The sequence below is a fragment of the Hymenobacter fastidiosus genome (assembly GCF_039539565.1).
GTDB classification, from domain to species: Bacteria; Bacteroidota; Bacteroidia; order Cytophagales; family Hymenobacteraceae; genus Hymenobacter; species Hymenobacter fastidiosus.
On sequence record NZ_BAABDJ010000007.1, the window covers coordinates 234,882 to 252,941 of the forward strand.

14 protein-coding genes are annotated in these 18,060 nt (G+C 61.4%); 8 read left to right on the forward strand and 6 right to left on the reverse strand.

All coding sequences use genetic code 11. The features are described from left to right. Positions 1–280: 280 nt before the first annotated feature. From ABD833_RS06025 to ABD833_RS06045, 5 genes are all read right to left on the reverse strand, one after another. Positions 281–559, reverse strand: coding sequence for an acyl carrier protein (locus ABD833_RS06025; RefSeq protein WP_345071651.1), 279 nt, complete (start codon positions 557–559; stop codon positions 281–283). Between the two features lie 124 nt (positions 560–683). Then, positions 684–4,136 (reverse strand): efflux RND transporter permease subunit, encoded by a 3,453-nt coding sequence (locus ABD833_RS06030; RefSeq protein ID WP_345071653.1) that lies wholly within the window; start codon positions 4,134–4,136, stop codon positions 684–686. A gap of 220 nt (positions 4,137–4,356) precedes the next feature. Further along, positions 4,357–5,496 (reverse strand): efflux RND transporter periplasmic adaptor subunit, encoded by a 1,140-nt coding sequence (locus ABD833_RS06035; RefSeq protein ID WP_345071654.1) that lies wholly within the window; start codon positions 5,494–5,496, stop codon positions 4,357–4,359. Positions 5,497–5,598: 102 nt separating this feature from the next. Then, positions 5,599–7,260, reverse strand: a complete 1,662-nt coding sequence (locus ABD833_RS06040; RefSeq protein WP_345071655.1) for a TolC family protein — start codon at positions 7,258–7,260, stop codon at positions 5,599–5,601. A 40-nt stretch (positions 7,261–7,300) separates the two neighbouring features. Next, entirely contained in the window at positions 7,301–7,915 is a 615-nt protein-coding gene (locus tag ABD833_RS06045; protein WP_345071657.1) for a TetR/AcrR family transcriptional regulator, read from the reverse strand. A 490-nt stretch (positions 7,916–8,405) separates the two neighbouring features. Between ABD833_RS06045 and ispF the strand changes: the two genes are divergently transcribed. The 8 genes from ispF (at position 8,406) to ABD833_RS06080 (ending at position 17,029) form a co-directional block, all read left to right on the forward strand. Next, on the forward strand, positions 8,406–8,885 hold the full coding sequence (ispF, locus tag ABD833_RS06050) for a 2-C-methyl-D-erythritol 2,4-cyclodiphosphate synthase (protein ID WP_345071659.1): 480 nt from the start codon (positions 8,406–8,408) through the stop codon (positions 8,883–8,885). A gap of 26 nt (positions 8,886–8,911) precedes the next feature. After that, on the forward strand, positions 8,912–10,669 hold the full coding sequence (locus ABD833_RS06055; RefSeq protein ID WP_345071661.1) for a M28 family peptidase: 1,758 nt from the start codon (positions 8,912–8,914) through the stop codon (positions 10,667–10,669). Positions 10,670–10,958: 289 nt separating this feature from the next. Continuing rightward, entirely contained in the window at positions 10,959–12,641 is a 1,683-nt protein-coding gene (locus ABD833_RS06060) for a M28 family peptidase (RefSeq protein ID WP_345071663.1), read from the forward strand. Positions 12,642–12,756: 115 nt separating this feature from the next. Beyond that, on the forward strand, positions 12,757–14,133 hold the full coding sequence (locus tag ABD833_RS06065) for a LutB/LldF family L-lactate oxidation iron-sulfur protein (RefSeq protein WP_345071664.1): 1,377 nt from the start codon (positions 12,757–12,759) through the stop codon (positions 14,131–14,133). Between the two features lie 119 nt (positions 14,134–14,252). Continuing rightward, a complete protein-coding gene (locus ABD833_RS19325) occupies positions 14,253–14,495 on the forward strand; it encodes a helix-turn-helix transcriptional regulator (protein WP_425553576.1) in 243 nt (80 codons plus the stop codon). Beyond that, entirely contained in the window at positions 14,492–14,824 is a 333-nt protein-coding gene (locus tag ABD833_RS06070; RefSeq protein ID WP_345071665.1) for a HipA N-terminal domain-containing protein, read from the forward strand. Before ABD833_RS19325 ends, ABD833_RS06070 begins: the two co-directional genes overlap by 4 nt. Then, complete coding sequence (locus ABD833_RS06075; protein WP_345071667.1) at positions 14,817–15,860, forward strand: type II toxin-antitoxin system HipA family toxin; 1,044 nt, start codon at positions 14,817–14,819, stop codon at positions 15,858–15,860. Before ABD833_RS06070 ends, ABD833_RS06075 begins: the two co-directional genes overlap by 8 nt. A 98-nt stretch (positions 15,861–15,958) precedes the next feature. Beyond that, positions 15,959–17,029 (forward strand): hypothetical protein, encoded by a 1,071-nt coding sequence (locus ABD833_RS06080; RefSeq protein WP_345071669.1) that lies wholly within the window; start codon positions 15,959–15,961, stop codon positions 17,027–17,029. Positions 17,030–17,149: 120 nt separating this feature from the next. Here the strand turns inward: ABD833_RS06080 and sdaAA are convergent, their stop codons facing one another. After that, positions 17,150–18,049, reverse strand: a complete 900-nt coding sequence (gene sdaAA, locus ABD833_RS06085; protein ID WP_345071670.1) for an L-serine ammonia-lyase, iron-sulfur-dependent, subunit alpha — start codon at positions 18,047–18,049, stop codon at positions 17,150–17,152. Positions 18,050–18,060: the final 11 nt, after the last annotated feature.

Genomic DNA, 18,060 nt, shown 5'->3' on the forward strand with positions numbered 1-18,060 from the left:
CGACGGCGAAACCATTGTCGGACACCGATTCGGGTATTGTTTCGCCCAACAGCAGCAACCCGAACCCCAGCCGCACCAGCAGCACCGATCCGGCCCCTAACACCGACGTGAAGCCCCACGCTGATGTGGCCGCCAACACCACCGACAGCAGCCGCGCCCGCCACGACGGCGCGGCCGATACCGGCGGCAACGTTCGCTAAGCTTCCGCTTCAGACGCATATAAAAAGGCCCGCAACTTTCGTTGCGGGCCTTTTGGTGTTTTCAGATCAGGATGGTGGTACTACGCGGCCTGAATGTGAACCGCCTCGGGGGTATGCGTAGAAACATAGTTTACAAAATCCCCTACCGTGCTCAACGGCACTTCGTCGGGAATAGTGATATGGAAGCTGCGCTCCAGCTCCAGAATGATGTCTACCACGTCGAGGGTATCGAAGCCGAACTCGCGGCTCAGGCTGCTACCGGCACGCAGGCGGGCCGGCTTGATGGCCTTGCGCTTGCTGATAATACGCACAACTTGCTGCGCAATGGATTTAGGGGCGGAAGTCGTTGAGGAAATCATACAAGGAAACGACAGAAATGAAAAAGAAATTGTGGCGCGTACCCGGGTCCTGACTCGCTCCTGTGCCCGTTCGGGCAGATGAGGCTATTGTCGGGCCGGATGGTTGCAAGCCGCCGGGAAAAAATCAGAACTCGGCCAGCACCGGTGGCATGGCAGCCCGTTTTTCCTCCGCGTCAGCGGGCACGTGGTTCGTCGATAAGGGTTGATCGGCCGGGCGGCCGGTGATTTTTTCGCGGACCAGCTCGTTGATCAGGTACATTACCGGCACCACCACCAAGGTGATAAGCGTAGCGAAGGCCAGGCCGAAGATGATGGTCCAGGCCAGCGGCCCCCAGAATACCACCGACTCGCCCCCGACGAAGAAGTTGGCATCGAAGCTCTCAAACAGGGTGTAGAAGTCGATGTTGAGGCCGATGGCCAGCGGAATCAGGCCCAGGATGGCGGCCGTAGCCGTCAGAATCACGGGATTGAGGCGGGTGCGGCCGGCCTGCACGAGGGCCTCGCGCAACGGCACGCCCTGAGAGCGCAGCATGTCGGTGAATTCCACGAGCAGGATACCATTTTTAACGACGATACCCGCCAGCGCCACTACCCCTACGCCGGTCATCACAATACTTATCTTCATGCCCGTAGCGGCCAGGCCGAGGCACACGCCCGTCACGGAGAAGAGGATTTCGGTGAGGATGATGATGGTCTTGCTCACGGAGTTGAACTGCGTGACCAGGATCATGAAGATCAGGCCGATGCTGAGCAGGCCGGCCACGCCGAGAAAGTCCTGGGTTTCCTGCTGGTCTTCCGAAGCACCCCCCATCTTGATGGAGTAGCCGGGCGGCGTCGGATAGGCCTTCAGCGCCTGGTCGATCTGGGCGACTACATCAGGCGCCGTGAAGCCGCTGAGCACGTTCGAGGACACGGTGATAACCTTTTTCAGGTCCTGGCGCTTGATGCCGCCGAAGGTGTTGCCGTACTCCACGCTGGCCACCGACGAGATGGGTACCTGCCGCATCTGCCCCGACCCATCGCGGAAGGTGAGCCGCGAGTTCATGATGGCGTCCACGTCGTCGCGGTAAGGCTGGGCGTAGCGCACCTGAATCGGGTACTCGTCGTCGGGGGTTTTAAACTTACTGGCTTCCGAGCCGAAGATGGCCGTCCGCACTTCCAGCCCGATCTGGGCCGTGCTCAGCCCTTCGCGGTTGGCCCGGGCCCGGTCGATGTTGACGGCAATTTCGGGGTTGCGGTCCACCAGGTCGGTCCGCAGGTCTTCGATGCCCGCGATTTGCAGCGAATCGACGTAGCGCTCCACTTTCTTCGAGAGCCTGGCCAGCTGCTGGTAATCGTCGCCGCTCACCTCAATGGCCACAGCCTTGCCCTGGGGCGGGCCGTTCTGCTCCTGATCTACGGCTACCTCCGCCCCGGGAATGCCTTTTACGGCCTCGCGGATCTTGTCCTTGTAGGTGTTCGTCAACGGGCCGGTCCGCTCGCTGAACTCCTTGAAGGCCACCGACACCTTACCCAGGTGCGACTGGGCCGTGCGGGCCGCGTCCTGCGGATCATCGGCCCCGATGCCGACGTTGGCGATAATGGATTCCACGTCGGGGTTGTTGCGGCCGATAACGGTGTTGATGCGCTGCTCCAGCACGCGGGTGATAGAGTCGGTGATGGCGACCTTGGTGCCGACCGGCATGCGCAGGTAGGTGTAGATAAACTTAGGGTCGCCCTGGGGGAAGAACTCCACCTGCGGCTTGCGAATGGCTACGGCCACGAAGCCGAAGATGAGCAGGGCAAACATGCCGGTCATGATGCCGACCTGCCGCCACTTGGTACCGTGCACGGCCCAGCTTACCACATTGGCATACGCATTCTGGAAGCGCGGCAGCACCTTGGTCTGGAAGCCGGCAATCAGGCGGTAGAGCACGAACTGGTCGAGCGTAGCGAACAACGCCAGGAACAGAAACAGGTTGCCGACGAACAGTGAGCCAAAGGCGTAGCCCGCGGCGGCAATGCCGAGCAGAATGAACAGCACGCGGCGGAAGCCCGGCGTCCAGCGCGGCTTGCGCAGCTCCTCGGGGCTGTTGTGCTCTTCCCGGTCCATAAAGCTCACCGCAAACACCGGGTTGATGATGAAGGCAATTACCAGCGACGAGAGCAGCGTGACGATGAGCGTGATGGGCAGGTAGAACATAAACTCGCCGATGATGCCGGGCCAGAAGGCCAGCGGAATAAACGGCGCCACCGTGGTGAGCGTACCGGCCAGCACGGGCACGAATACCTCGCCGGCCGCGAACTTGGCGGCCTGGGCCGTGCTCAGCTCGGGGTGGTCGTGCAGGATGCGGTGGGTGTTTTCAATCACCACAATGGCGTCGTCGACCACAATACCCAAAGCCAGCAGGAAGCTGAAGAGCACGATCATGTTCAGCGAAAAGCCCAGCGTGGGCATAAACAGGAAGGCCAGGAACATCGACAGCGGTACCGACAGGGCCACGAACAGCGCGTTGGTAGTCCCCATGAAGAACATCAGAATCAGCGTCACCAGAATAAAGCCGATGACGATGGTGTTGATCAGGTCGTGCAGCGTGACGCGGGTGTCGTTGGACGTATCGCCGGTGAGGGTGATTTTCAGCTCGCCGGGCAGCGTGGGCTGGGTGGTCTTCACGATTTCCTGAATCTTGTCGGACGCGTCGATCAGGTTTTCGCCCGAGCGCTTAATCACGTTCAGCGCAATGGAAGGCTTGCCGTCGAGGCGGGCATAGGATTCGCGGTCCTTGAAGCCGTCGGTCACCGCGGCAATGTCGCCGAGGCGAATGGCGGCCCCGTTCATGTTCTTGAGCTGGATGTCGGCAATGTCGGTGGCCTTGGCGTACTGCCCGGCCACGCGCACGGCGCGCTTCTGGCTGCCTACTTCCACCGAGCCCCCCGAAATGGTGAGGTTCTCGCTCTGAATGGCCCGGCTCACGTCGTTGAAGCTCAGGCGCGCGGCCTGCAGCTTATACAGGTCCACATCCACGTTCACCTGCTGATCGAGCGCACCCACGATATCGACCCGGCTGATTTCGGGCAGGGCCTCAATCTTGTCCTGGAAATCGTCGGCGAACTTCTTGAGCTGGGTGGTCGACAGGTTGCCCGACAGGTTGATAGTCATGATGGGGAACTCCGAGAAGCTCACTTCCTGCACGCTGGGCGGCGAAGGCAGGTCATTGGGCAGCTCATTGCGGGCCTTATCCACGGCGTCCTTCACCAGCTGCTTGGCGTACTGCACCTCCACGTTGGTGTTGAACTCGACATCAATCACCGAGTAGTCCTGGTTGGAAGTGGAGTTGATTTTCTTCACCCCGTTCACGCTTTTCAGCTCTTTCTCGATCTGACGCGTGACGAGGTTCTCCATATCGGCCGGCGAAATACCCGGGTAGATGGTGGCCACAATAATGCGCGGCACCACGATGTCGGGGAAGTTCTCCTTCTGCAGCTTCAGGTAGGTGAACGTGCCGGCAATGGCGATGATGAGCGTAAGGATGTAGATGCTGGTCTTGTTGTCGATGGACCAGCTGGTCGGTTTAAATTCTTTTTCGACGTCCTGCATGATGTAGTGCGGTTTGCCTGCCGTTCGCCTCACCCCCTAGCCCCCTCTCCAAAAAGGAGAGGGGGAACCAGTTCCAGCTCTGGCATAGAGCTAATATGAGTTTAGGGCTGTTAGGAGGCTTGGCTGATAGTGAAAAGCAGTGGACAGGCTTTTGTAGCAGACTAGAGCTAGAACTAGTCCCCCCTCTCCTATTCGGAGAGGGGGCTAGGGGGTGAGGCGACTACAGACTAACCACCTGGCCCTCGTTCAGATTCTGATAGCCGGCCGAAATCACCTGGTCGTTGGTCTTCAGGCCCTGGGTGATTTCCACCCGGCCGTTGTAGGTATTGCCGGTTTGGATGATGCGCTTCGCGGCGACCTTCTGGCCCCCTTTCTGCTCCACAACCAGCACGTAGGAGTTCTGTTCGTCCTTCTGCACCAGGTCTACGGGCAGCACCGTGGCGTTCGGGCGGTCGTAGTTCTGAATGCGGACCGTAGCCACCATGTTGGGGCTGAGCTGCACGCTTTTGCTGCCACTCAGGCGCACCTCGGCAATAAAGGTGCGGCTGGTCTGGTTGATGGTGCGGCTCACGGTGCGCACGGTAGCCGGAATTTCCTCCTGGCCCAGGTCCGGCAAACTCACCAGTGCCCGGTCGCCGGCTTTGATGCGGCTGGCGTAGGCTTCGGAGATGTCGGCCAGAATCTTGCCGCCCGAGCCGCCCGTCAGGCGCACGATGGGCGCCCCGGGAGCCGTTACCTCGCCCTGCTTGGGCAGCACCTCGTCTACGGTACCACTGAAAGGCGACACCACGCTGTAGAGCTCGCGCTGACGGTTCAGGGTGGTCAGGTTGCGCTGCAGAGCCTGGTAGTTGTTCTTCGCCTGCAGGTACTGAATCTCGGTGCCGATTTCCTGCTTCCAGAGCCGGTCCTGCTTTTCGTAAATCACCCGCGCCAGATCCATGCGGGTGCGCAGCTCGGCAATGCCGGCGTCGAGGATGCTGCCATCGATGGTCGCCAGGACCTGCCCTTTGCGCACCCGGTCGCCGCGCTGCACCCGGATCGAGGTAATGGTACCCGCGGAGCGGGCGGCTACGGTGGCGTTCTGGTCGAAGTCGACGCGGCCCTGCACCTCGAGGTAGCTCTTAAAGCTTTCGGGCGCTACGTTAATCACCGACACGGCCACGGCCTTGGCGGCAGCTTCGGCGGCCTTAGCTGCGCCGGTTTTAGCCCCGGACTGGGTTTCCAGCTCGGCAATGCGGGCCTGACTGGCGGCTTGTTCCGCTTTCAGCTCGGCCAACTCGGCCTTGGGGTCTTTCTGCCCGCAGGCCGCCAGCAGCGCCAGGGCCAGAATTGCGGTGGAAGTGGAAGTAGCGTATTTCATTGGAAGGAGTTAGAAGCTGGGATTCAGAAGGCCGGAGCCGGAGCCGGAAGTCGGGAAAGCGCTTTGGTGGCTCCTGACTTCTCGCTCCTAACTCCTAGCTCCTCATTTTTTGACTTGGCTATAGAGTTCACCCGTGGCTTTGTCGCGGTCGACTTTAGCGACCAGCACGTCGTAGATGGCGGCGTAGTAGTTGGTCTGGGCTTCGCGCAGATCGGTTTCGGCCGATACCACTTCCAGGTTTGAGCCTACACCTTCCTGAAACTTGATGCGCGACACGCGGGCCACGTCGGCGGCCAGGTCGAGGTTGGCTTTCTGGTTGTCGAGCACGTCGAGGGCGTTGACGAGGCTGGCCCGGCTTTGCGCATCCTGCAGGTCAATGCTCTGGCGCAGGGTTTCAAAACCCCGCTCTACGGTTTGCTGGGCCAGGCGGGCCTGCTGCACCTGGTAGCGGCGGCGGAAGCCGTCGAATACCGGCACCTGCAGGCTCAGGCCCACGTTGCCGAAGCCAAACCAGTTCTGATCGGGAAAGCCGCCGCTGCTGCGCGAGTCAGGCCCGCGGAAGGCAAACAGCTCCCCAAACCGGTTGCTGGAGCCCAAAAAACCATAGGCCGCCGTAGCCAGCAGCCGCGGATAAGCGCCGGCGCGGCGGTTGGCCAGGTCGAGGCCCGCCAGGGCCTGCTGGCTTTCCAAAGCCGAAAACTCAATGCGGTTGTTGTAGTTGAACGTCGCGGCGGCCTGGCCCGGGCGGGCCCCGGCCAGGGCCGTCTGCTGGTCCTGCCGGCTCTGGTCGGGCGTAGTACCCACCGGAACGGGAGCTGTCGGCACGGCCCCCAGGCCGGTGACGCCGCCGCCGGTAGCCTGATTGGCCCCGCCCAGGCGGAGCCGCAACGCGCCGGCATCGACCACGGCCGCGCCGAGCGAGTCGGTCAGCTGCACGTATTGCTGCTGCGGAATTCCCATCTGAAACTTCAGCAGCGCCACGCTCAGCTCGGTCAGGCGCTGCGCTTTCTGCTGCTCTACCTTCAGGTTGTTGAGCTGCACGCGCAGGCGGTCCACGTCGATCTTCTCGGCAAAACCGGCCTTGAACACGGCGTTGGTCTGGTAGAGCACGGTGTCGAGGCGCTGCACGTTGCGGGCCAGCAGACTCAGACGGGCGCGGGCCACCAGCGTACTGTAGTACGCCTTGCTCACCTGTTCCACCACCTCGATTTCGGCCTGCTGGGTTTGCTTCGTGGCCAGCGCCTCGTACACCTTGGCCGCCTTCAGCCCGATCAGGTACGAGCCGTCGAACAGCAGCTGCGAAACCGAAGCACTGGCATTGCCCACGTGCTGCAGCCCGAACGCGAAAGGCTGGGGCGGCAGCGCCAACGACTGCGTGGTCAGCACCTGCCGCTCCCCGGAAGTCGCCGCATTCACGTCGGACGAGGTGAGCACTGTTTGCTGCACCGGGAAGCTCACCAGGCTTTGCTGCAGCTTGAAGTTGTTGGCCAGGTTGGCGGCGACGTTCACCTGGGGCAGGCCCGCGGAGCGGATTTCGCCCACCTTGGCCTTGGCCGTCTGCTCACCCAGGCGCGTGGCCAGCAGCGTGGGCTTGTTCTTCACGGCGTAGTCGATGGCCTGCGACAACGACAGCGCCAGCGGGCCGTTGGCGGAGGGGCTGGCCAGAACCGGGCGCGGGGCGGGCATCTGCGCCAGCACGGCCCCGGCGGGGGCCAGCAGGCCCGGCCCGGCGGCCAGCAGCAAAACGCGGAGAGTGTTCTTCATAAGTAACAAAGCAGAGTGTCGTCTTGGGGTATCGAAGCAGTTATTCCTCTTCCGTCACGTGGCGGTATTTATTGATCAGCTTGTGGCCTTTGAGGGTGGCCACGCCCAGCATGAAGTGCTCCAGCGTCACCACGGCCACCCGCTGGGGGTCGAACTGCTTGGGCGGGAAAACCTGCGGGTCGAAGGCCAGCTCAATCTCGGCCAGGCGCAGGCGGGCCAGCACGTCCACGTCGAGGTCGGCGCGGTAGAGGCCTTCCGCCATGCCCCGGCGCAGGTTGTCCACGATCTGGGCCAGGATGTACTGGTTTTTGTGCCCGAGCCAGAGCTGCCAGGAAACGGGGTGGTACTTCTGCAGGTCGTGAAAGATGCTGGGGTGCATGTCGGCAAACTGGCTTTTCGTCCAGTCCACCATTCTGAACAGCTCGCCCACCGCCGAATCGGACTGCCCCACCAGGGCGTCGCACTCGCCCTGGGTCTGGCTCAGGTGCTGCTGCATCACGCCGTGTACAATCTGGTCCTTGTTCTCGAACCATTTGTAGAGCGTCTTTTTGGAGATGCCCAGCTGCGTGGCAATGTCGTCCATCGACACGCTCCGGATGCCGTTGCGCGTGAATAGCCCGATGGCCGCCAGTAAAATCCGATCCTTTATTTCCATGATTGCGGGCCAAAGATACAACGGAAACTTTTAACGACTCCAAAGTTTCCATTAACTTTTTGCTGAGTATTCCCGGATCGGTTGGCGGCCTGCCTGGGTTGACGCGCAACTCCGCCCGTTACTTTATTAGCGAACCACTATTTTTTGCGGATCGGAACTGGCGTGGCCCTGACGCCAGTCTGAAGCCGCAGGCGGCCGCCCTGACGCCAGTCTGACGCCAGTCTGAAGCCGCAGGCGTGACTTGCCGTCGAACAAACGGGGCAAGTCTCCAGACTTGCGGAAACCGCCGCGGCTCTTTCCTGCAGGGGCTGTGCGCTTTCGTCAGTCTGGAGACTGACTGCGGGCTCGGGGCGGGAAGTCACGCCGGACTGCGTCCGGCTTCAGACTTCCGCCAGTGCTGCAGTGCTGCCAACTCTCATCAGAGTCCAGTGCCGGCGCTTCGTTGTACCTTGGCGGCCATTCCTGTCTGCTACCATTTCTTCCTGATCGTATGAAAATCCGCGTTGGCTTCGGCTACGACGTGCATCAGCTCCGCGAGGGCCTCCCCTTCTGGCTCGGCGGCATCCAACTGCCGCACACCCACGGCGCCCTCGGCCATTCCGATGCTGATGTGCTCATTCACGTTATCTGCGACGCGCTGCTGGGCGCGGCCAACCTGCGCGACATCGGCTTCCACTTCCCCGATACCGACCCGCAGTACAAGGGCATCGACAGCAAGCGCCTGCTGGCCGAGGTGATGGGCCTGCTCCGCGAGCGGAACTACACCATCGCCAACATCGACTCGACCATCTGCCTGGAAGCCCCTAAAGTAAACCCCCACATTGCCGAGATGCAGCGCGTGCTGGCCGGGGTGATGGGCATTCCGGCCGACGATATTTCCATCAAGGCCACCACTACCGAAAAGCTGGGCTTCGTGGGGCGGAAGGAAGGCGTGGCCGCCTACGCCACCGTATTGATTATCCAATCCTGACGGCAGCTCTGCGCGCCAGGAAATTGGTGCGTGCAGCTTTTGGCGCGACGCGCGTCTTTATCGGCATTCCTCCCCCCACCTACTTTTACCTCATGCAGAAAAACACGTTTTACGCGCTGTTGCTGGCCGCTACCTGCGCTACTTCAGCAGTGGCCCAGCAGGCGCCCGAGAAAACCAAAATCAAAGTCAAGCGCGGCAGGACGGAGAAGTCGAGCGCCGCCCCTGCGGCTACTGAGTCTGCGCCCCAGCCAACCAAACAAGCGCCTATCGAGCTGGACTGGGCTGCCAACTACGGCAGCACCATCACCCAGGACGATCTGCGGAAGCACCTCACCATCCTGGCGTCGGACGCCTACGAGGGCCGCGAAACCGGTGAAAAGGGCCAGAAAATGGCCGCCGACTACCTGGCCAAGCAGTTTGCTGACCTAGGCCTGACCGGGCCGGTGCCGAACTCCGACAACCCCTACGTGCAGCACTTCACCATGGAGCGCAGCACCTGGGCCGGCGATGCCACGATAAAAGCAGGTGGCCAGACCTACCAGTGGCTCACCGACTTCTACGGTAGCGGCACGTCCCCTTTCCAGACCGAAACCACCATCAAGCCCGTGTTCGTGGGCTACGGTATCGAGCAGGACGGCTACTCCGATTACGCCGGCCAGGACGTGAAGGGTAAAGACATTATCATCCTGCTCGGCGAGCCGACCGACGCTGCCGGGAAACCCCTGCTCAGCAAGGACGGCAAGCCTACCAAATGGGGCACCGACGTGCGCGCCAAAACAGCCAAGGCGGCCGAGCAGGGCGCCCGCACCGTGTTCTTCGTGAGCCCCGACGCCGCTAACTTCGAGAAGACCAGCGCCCGTATGGCTCCCTACATCGGCCGGCCCAGCATGCGCTTTGCCGACAGCAAGGAGCCCAGCCGGCTGGCTTTCTACGTATCGCCGGCACTGGGGGCCCGCATGCTGGGCACCACCGCCGCTGGTCTGACCAAGTACAAGGAGACCGTAGGCAAAACCTCAAAGCCCGCCGCGGCCTTCAAGCCCGCCGCCGTAGCCATTAAGGCCCCCAAGAAAAAGGAGAGCTTCACCACCGAAAACGTGATGGGCTTTCTGGAAGGCTCCGACAAAAAGGCCGAGGTGCTGGTCGTGTCGGCCCACTACGACCACATCGGCATCATCGACGGCGAGGTCAACAACGGCGCCGACGACGACGGCTCGGGTACGGTATCGGTTCTGGAGCTGGCGCAGGCGTTTGCCCAGGCCAAGAAGGAGGGCCACGGTCCGCGCCGCAGCATCCTGTTTCTGACCGTGACGGGCGAGGAAAAGGGCCTGCTGGGCTCGGAGTACTACACCGATCATCCGGTGTTTCCCCTCGAAGCCACCATCGCCGACCTCAACATCGACATGGTGGGCCGCACCGACAAGGACCACGAAGGCAAGGGCGACTACATCTACGTTATCGGCTCGGACAAGCTCTCGTCGGAGCTGCACGGCATCAACGAAGCGGCCAACACGAAGTACACCAACATCGGCCTCGACTACCGCTTCAACGACCCCGAGGACCCGAACCGCTTCTACTACCGCTCCGACCACTACAACTTCGCCAAGCACAACATTCCGGTGGCCTTCTACTTCAACGGCGTGCACGACGACTACCACGGCGCGGGTGATGAAGTGTCGAAAATCGAGTTTCCGCAGATGGAAAAGCGGGCCCGGCTGGTGTTCTACACCGCCTGGGAGCTGGCCAACCGCGACAACCGCATCGTGGTGGATTCCAACAAAAAGTAGTCAGCTGGTCGCGGGCGTTTGCTGGCGGAAGGCGGAAAGTTGCTGGCGGAAGTCTGAAGCCGCAGGCGTGACTTGCCGCCGAACGCCCGCGGCAAGTCTCCGGACTCGCTACGGAGGAAAAAAACCCCAGCCCTTGAGGCGCGAAGTCCGCCGGGAATACTCCCGGCCGGGCTTCGCGCCTTTTGCTTGCCCACCGGATGTACCCCCCTTTTCGGCTGCGTTCCGTTAGATTACCTCCATGCCGGGCGTCAGCGTTTTAGCCCGTTTCCATCAGCTCCTGCCTTCCGCTATGAAACATCGTATTCTGGGTAGCCTGCTGGCTTTGTTCGGCTCTATTGCAGTCCAGGCCCAGCAGGCATCGGTCAGAGTGGCCGCCAAAGCCAGCACGGCTTCCCGGGCCCCGGCGCCAGCAGCCCCCGCCGACCCGGCCGCTACCTACGCGGCAACCATTCAGCAAGCCGATCTGCGGCGGCATCTTACTACCCTGGCTTCGGACGAATTTCAGGGTCGTGAAACGGGGCAGGCCGGGCAGAAGTTGGCCGCCGACTACCTGACCAAGCAAATGGCCGCGCTGGGATTACAGGGTCCGGTACGGGGCAGCGACAACCCCTACCAGCAGCCCTTCCAGGTGGAGCGGGGCACGGCCGTGGCAGGCGGCTATCTGCAGGTGAACGGGCAGAAGTACACCTGGCTGCACGATTTCTTCAGCTACGGCCCCCTCCTGTCGCCTTTCCCGGCCGCAACCGTCGGCCAGCCCGTCTTCGCCGGGTTTGGTATCGATCAGGCCAACTACTCCGACTACACGGGGCTGGACGTGCAAGGCAAGGATGTGCTGGTGCTGATGGGCGAACCCCAGGACGCCCGGGGCCGCAACCTGCTGACGGGGACCAAAGAAGGCGGCGAGTGGGAATCGGGCGTGAAGAAAATCATGACGGCCAAACAGAAAGGGGCGCGCAGCATTTTCTTCCTCACCTTCGGCTCCACGCCCGATTTTCAGGCTCAGGCCGCCCGGCTGGCCCCGGCCCTGAGTGAGCCCGCTTTTGCCCTCTCCGACCCCGGCGCGGAAGTCGCCGACCCGGAACGGGAAGAAGCGCCCTCGGGCATTGGCGTGTACCTGGTTTCGCCGGAGCTGGGGCAGCAGCTGGCGGGCACGACGGAGGCGAACCTGCGGGGCTACGTGGGCGCGATTGGCAAGAAGAAAGGGCCGGTGCCGGTAACCTTTCACCCCCCCGCTTTTACCGTTTTTCTCCCCCAGCGCCAGGAAAAGCTCACCACTGAGAACGTGCTGGGCTTCCTGGAAGGCACCGACAGGAAGGCCGAAGTACTGGTCGTGTCGGCCCACTACGACCACCTGGGCGTGAAGCACGACACGATCTACAACGGAGCCGATGACGATGGCTCGGGCACGACGGCCGTGCTGGAAATTGCCCAGGCATTTTCCCAGGCCAAAAAAGACGGCCACGGCCCCCGCCGCAGCATCCTGTTTCTGCTGACGACGGGCGAAGAGGAAGGCCTGTTTGGCTCGCAGTACTACACCGGCCATCCGGTGCTGCCGCTGGCCACGACCGTGGCTAATCTGAACATCGACATGGTGGGCCGCACCGACAAAACCCACGCCGGCAAGCCTGATTTCGTGTACGTGGTGGGCTCTGACAAGCTTTCCTGGGAGCTGCACACCATCAACGAAGCCGCCAACACCAAGTATGGGCACCTCACCCTCGACTACGCCTACAACGCCGACGACGACCCCGAGCAGCTCTACTACCGCTCCGACCACTACAACTTTGCCAAGCACAAAATCCCGGTCGCCTTTTTCACCAGCGGCTTGCACGCCGACTACCATAAGGCCACCGACGACGTGGACAAGATTGAGTTTGAGCCCCTGGAAAAGCGTACCCGGCTGATTTTCCACACCGCCTGGGAACTGGCGAACCGCGATAACCGCGTGGCGCTGGACGCGACCAAGCCCTAGCGATACGCCAGGCGAAAACAACCAGGGCGGGAAGGCCGGCAAAGTAAGTTAACCTGCGGCCGGCCTTCCCGCCTTTATTTTTGTTGTTCTTTCGCGCCGCTAACCTCCTACTGCCATGACGACCAAAGCCGCCCAGTTCCTGACCGATTCCGATTCCAAAGCCTTTGACCTGGAGCATCGGCGCAAGATTCGCTTCAACATCGGTAAGTACAACGTGGCCGTGCAGACCGGCCTGGGCTGGTACCACGACCACGAGCTGGCGCGGGAGCGGGCCTCCTACTTGAAGGCCAAAGCCGTCAACGAGCTGGACAAGTACCTGCTGGAGTTTGAGCGCAACTTCACGGCCCGCGGCGGCAAGGTGATCTGGGCCCGCGACACCCAGGAGGCCCTGGCGGAAATCGGCAAAATCATGCAGCGCAAGCACGCCCGCACCGTGGTGAAGGCCAAGAGCATGACCACCGAGGAAATCCACCTGAACGAATACCTCGGCAAAAACGGCATCGAATCGGTGGAGACGGACCTGGGCGAGTTCATCGTGCAGCTCAACGGCGAGCGGCCCTACCATATCGTGACGCCGGCCATGCACCTGAGCAAGCAGGACATTAGCGCCATCTTCGTCAAGCACCTCCACATCAAGCCCACCGACGACGCCCAGGAGCTGGTGCTCACAGCCCGCCACCTGCTGCGCGGCAAGTACACGACGGCGGAAGTCGGCATCACGGGCGGCAACTTCCTGCTGGCCGACATCGGCGGGGTAGCCGTGACCGAAAACGAGGGCAACGCCCGCCTGTCGGCTACGTTCCCCCAAACCCACATTGCCATCGTGGGCATCGAAAAGGTGATTCCCAGCGTCCAGGACCTGGATCTGTTCTGGCCTTTGCTCAGCACCAGCGGCACCGGCCAGCAGGTCACGGTCTACAACACCATCTACACCGGCCCGCGCCAGCCCCTGGAAAAAGACGGTCCCGACGAAATGTACGTGGTGCTGCTCGACAACGGCCGCACTACCCTGCTGGCCCAGCCCGACAAGCGCGAAGCCCTGCACTGCATCCGTTGCGGGGCCTGCCTGAACGTGTGCCCGGTGTACAAGAACATCGGGGGCCACACTTATGAAACGACGTACTCGGGCCCCATCGGCTCGGTGATTTCGCCCCACCTGAGCGGCATGGCCGACAACAAGCATCTGAGCTACGCGTCGTCGTTGTGCGGAGCCTGCACGTCGGTGTGCCCGGTGAAGATCAACATTCACAACCTGCTGCTCAAAAACCGTCAGCAGGCCGTGCAGGAAGGTTTCACAGAGAAGGAGGAGCGCCTGGCGGTGGGGGTGTGGCAGTATAGCATGAAGCACCGCTGGATGTGGGATGCAGCGCCGGTGGCGGGCAAAAACTGGGTGCTCAGCCGCCTGCTGGGCGAAGTGGGCTGGAGCAAACGCCGCGACGCGCTGCAAACGGCCTCAAAGTCGTTCCGGCAGCTGTGGAAGGCGCGGGAGTAGCTACTTTATGGGCGCAAGTATTGAGGGGCACTATACTGCCCCTTACAATACAATAGGTATATTTACTTCATGTTAAAGACGCCAAAGATCCTATTAGTGCATTATATCGCACTTTATACATGAGCAAAACAGACTCACTACCGTTGACTATCAGATCTTCCGAAGTGCTTGGGGCAACTCTCGCTATTCGGCGCTATGAGCTTGGCATGACCCAAACCCAGGTTGCTGAGTTAGCTGAAGTATCAATACGTAGTCTGAAACAGCTGGAAGCTGGCCAGACTAATGCCGGAATTCAGGCGGTATTGCGGGTGCTGTATGTGTTGGGACTGGAATTCACCATCGGCACGCGTACCACTATATGAAAACAAGACGAGCTGAAGTGCTGGATAACGGGCAGCGCATCGGCCTGCTAACCCAAGAGGCCACGAAATACACGTTTCGTTACGACGACAATTATTTCCGGTCCACCGCACCGGCTATTAGCCTGAGTCTACCTAAAACGCGCCAGACCTACGTTGCTAACTTTCTGTTTCCCTTCTTCGCTGGTTTGCTAGCTGAAGGCAGCAATAAATCATTGCAGACCCGGCAGCTCCGGTTGGATGCAGAAGACGATTTTTCCCGCCTGCTGCTCACGGCCCATACCCAGACGATAGGGGCTGTAACGGTGCGAGAATTGCCAAATCATGAGTAAGTGCCCGGGATGTCTGCGGGAAACGAAATCCACCAAACCGCAGTTTTGCGCCAAGTGCCGGGTGTTGCTGTTTGAGGGCGGCAAAGTAGCGCCGGTTTTATCGTTCTCCCTGAATGATGTTCCCCATCAGCCCGAGCAGGCCACGGTCGAAACAATTAAGCGCATTTCGATTTCCGGCGTGCAGTTCAAAGTCTCGTTGCTGCTGAGCAATAACCAGCTGGAAATTAGTGGCGCGCGTGGGCCGCTGGAATTTATTCTGAAGCCGCCGCCGCGTGGTTTCGACATCAAGCACCCAGAAGCCGTGCCCGCCAACGAGCATCTGACTATGCAGATTGCCCATCAGATTTTCGGGCTGCGCACAGCAGCCAATGCCTATCTGCACTTCGCCGACACCCAAACCGGCGCTTACATTACGCGCCGGTTTGATGTAACGGCAGCCGGGCGGCTTGCCCAGGAAGACTTTGCCCAAGCCGATAATCGTAGCAAAGCTACTCATGGAGTAAATTTCAAGTATGAAACCAGCCACGAGTATATAAGTGATATAATCAAACGCGCCGTTACAACTGTACCCTTAGCTTTGGATGAGTTTTTCCGGCTAACGCTGTTCAATTACCTTATCTCAAACGGCGATGCGCACATGAAGAATTTTTCGCGCTACCGGTTACCCAACGGAGAATACCAGCTCACCCCTGCTTACGACCTGCTCAATACGGCCTTGCATGTGAATGACGGCAACGGCTTGGCGCTGGACTTATTCGCAGATGACCACGAAACCCCCAGCTTCGCGGCCAACGCCTTTCTGGCTTACGACGACTTCCGGGAACTGGGCCGCCGCCTGGGGCTGCCCCTTTCCCGGGTGAAAAAGCTGCTGGCCGACATCGGGCAGCACGAGGCTAAAATCCAGGGCCTGATTGACCGGTCGTTTTTGCCCCCGGCGCTACAGGCCCGTTACACCGCCGTAGTGGCCGACCGCCGGCAACGGCTGCACTACTCGCTGGCGGCCGATAGCCCGGCCAACGACCGCCAGCAGGGGTGATTTGAGGGAGGTGGCCGGTGGCCGGCATGCCAACCATTCCGTCGGATTGCAGTTAAAAGACGACGCCGGGCATTCTGCCAGCGAATCAGCTTGCCCCTATGCTCGACGTATTATTGCGCGTGCTGGCCTTTGGGGTCGGCGTATTTCTGGTGTTCAGCACCGTTCTGGCCGCCATCCGCTCGTTCGTGCTCCCCCGCAACGAGTCGGTGCTGATCAATAACTGGGTGTTTATGGGCATCCGGCACCTGTTCAGCGCGCTGGCCGCTTCCAAAAAAACCTACGCTCAGCGCGACCGGGTCATGTCGATGTACGCGCCGATAGGGCTCGTTATGCTGCCCGTAGTGTGGCTTATCCTGTTGTCCATTGGCTACACCGGCATTCTGTGGGCCCTGGGCGAGGGCAGCCTGGTCACCAGCTACGTTCTGAGCAGCAACTCGGTGCTCACGCTGGGGTCGGTGAAGGCGGCTACTTTGCCCGGGAGCATTGCCTCCTATTCGGAAGCCACGTTTGGGCTGCTGCTGATTACGCTGCTGATTTCCTACCTGCCTACCATGTACCAGGCCTTCACCCGGCGCGAGCTGGTGGTGGCCCGGCTGGAGCTGCGCTGCGGCACCAACCACACCGCCACCGAGCTTATCATCTGGCTGAACCGCACCGGCTCCCTGGCCGACGACGGCCCCCAGTGGGAACAGTGGGAAGAGTGGTTCGTGGAAATTGAGGAAACGCACACCTCCCTGCCGATCCTGTCGTTTTTTCGCTCCCCGCAGCCGGGGCGCTCCTGGGTTACGGCCGCCAGCATCATCCTCGACGCCGCCGCCGTCGTCATCAGCTCCGTGGAGCAGCCGCGCGACCAGCAGATGGAGCTGTGCTTTAAAGCCGGCTGCATTGCCATCAACCGTATCAGCCGCTATTTTGAGGACCGCGCCCACGCGGAGCCTAACAATCTGATAACTGAGGCGGACCCGGTGGAGGACCCCACGCGCCGGGACTTTTTTCAGACCCACGACCAGCTGGAGCAGGCCGGCGTACTCCTGAAAGAGGAGCGGGCAGCCGCCTGGGACGAGTATCAGGCGTTGCGCGCCCGCTATGCCAATGCCATTCAGTACCTGGCCAAGCTCACCATGTCGCCGGATCTGAAGGCCATCGGCAACAACCGCCGGACCCAGTAGCCCGGGGTAACGCGAAGTTGTACTTCGCGACTGGCTGCCCGATTGCGAAGCCACCGTCAGCAATGCGCTGCGAAGTGCAGCTGCGCGTTACAAGTGACCTATAAACGGAAGGCGCAGCCGCTAGTCTTCGTCGGGCAGGATGTTCACGTCCTGCACCAGCACCATCTTCTCGATTTCGCGGCCGCGGGTGGTGTTGGCCAGGCCACCGAGGGCGGTTTCCTTGTAGCGGGTTTCCATGCTTTGCCCTACTTCGCCCAGCGCCGCCACGCACTGATCCACGGGAATGACGGGGTTGACGCCGGCAATGGCAATCTGGGCCGAGCTGAAGGCAATAGCGGCGGCCGAAGCGTTGCGCACCACGCAGGGCACTTCCACCAGTCCCGCCACCGGGTCGCAGATCAGGCCCAGCATGCACTGAATGGTAATGGCCACCGCCGCGAAGGTCAGGTCCACGTCGCCGCCCAGGCAGTACACGATGGCGCCCGAGCCCATGGCGGCCGCGCTGCCGGTTTCGGCCTGGCAGCCGCCTACGGCCCCGGCCAGGGAAGCATTCTGCTCGATGATGAGGGCAATACCGGCCGCTACCAACAGCCCTTCCAGAATCTTGTGGTCGTCGAGCTTATGTAAGTCCTGGAGCGTGACCAGCACGCCGGGCAGGATGCCCGAGGCCCCGGCCGTGGGCGCGGCCACCACCCGGCCCATGCACGAGTTGACCTCCTTGGCGCCCAGCGCCCGCACAATCAGGCTTTTGAACTCCGGCGACAAAACCGTGATGGGCGAGGCCGCAATCTTCTTGGCCCCGTTGTTTATCATGCCCGAGCGGGAGGTCATGTCCTCGGTCAGGCCGGTGTGCACGGCGTCGCGCATCACGTCGTAGGCGCGCTGCAGGCCGGTCCAGATTTCGGCTTCGGTGCGGCCTTTCTGCTCGATTTCGTAGTCCAGCACGGGCTGGTAAAGCGGCTCGCCGGTGGCGGCGCAGTGGGCCTGCCACGAAGCAAAATCAGTGAAGAGCAAAGACATGACGGGTGGGA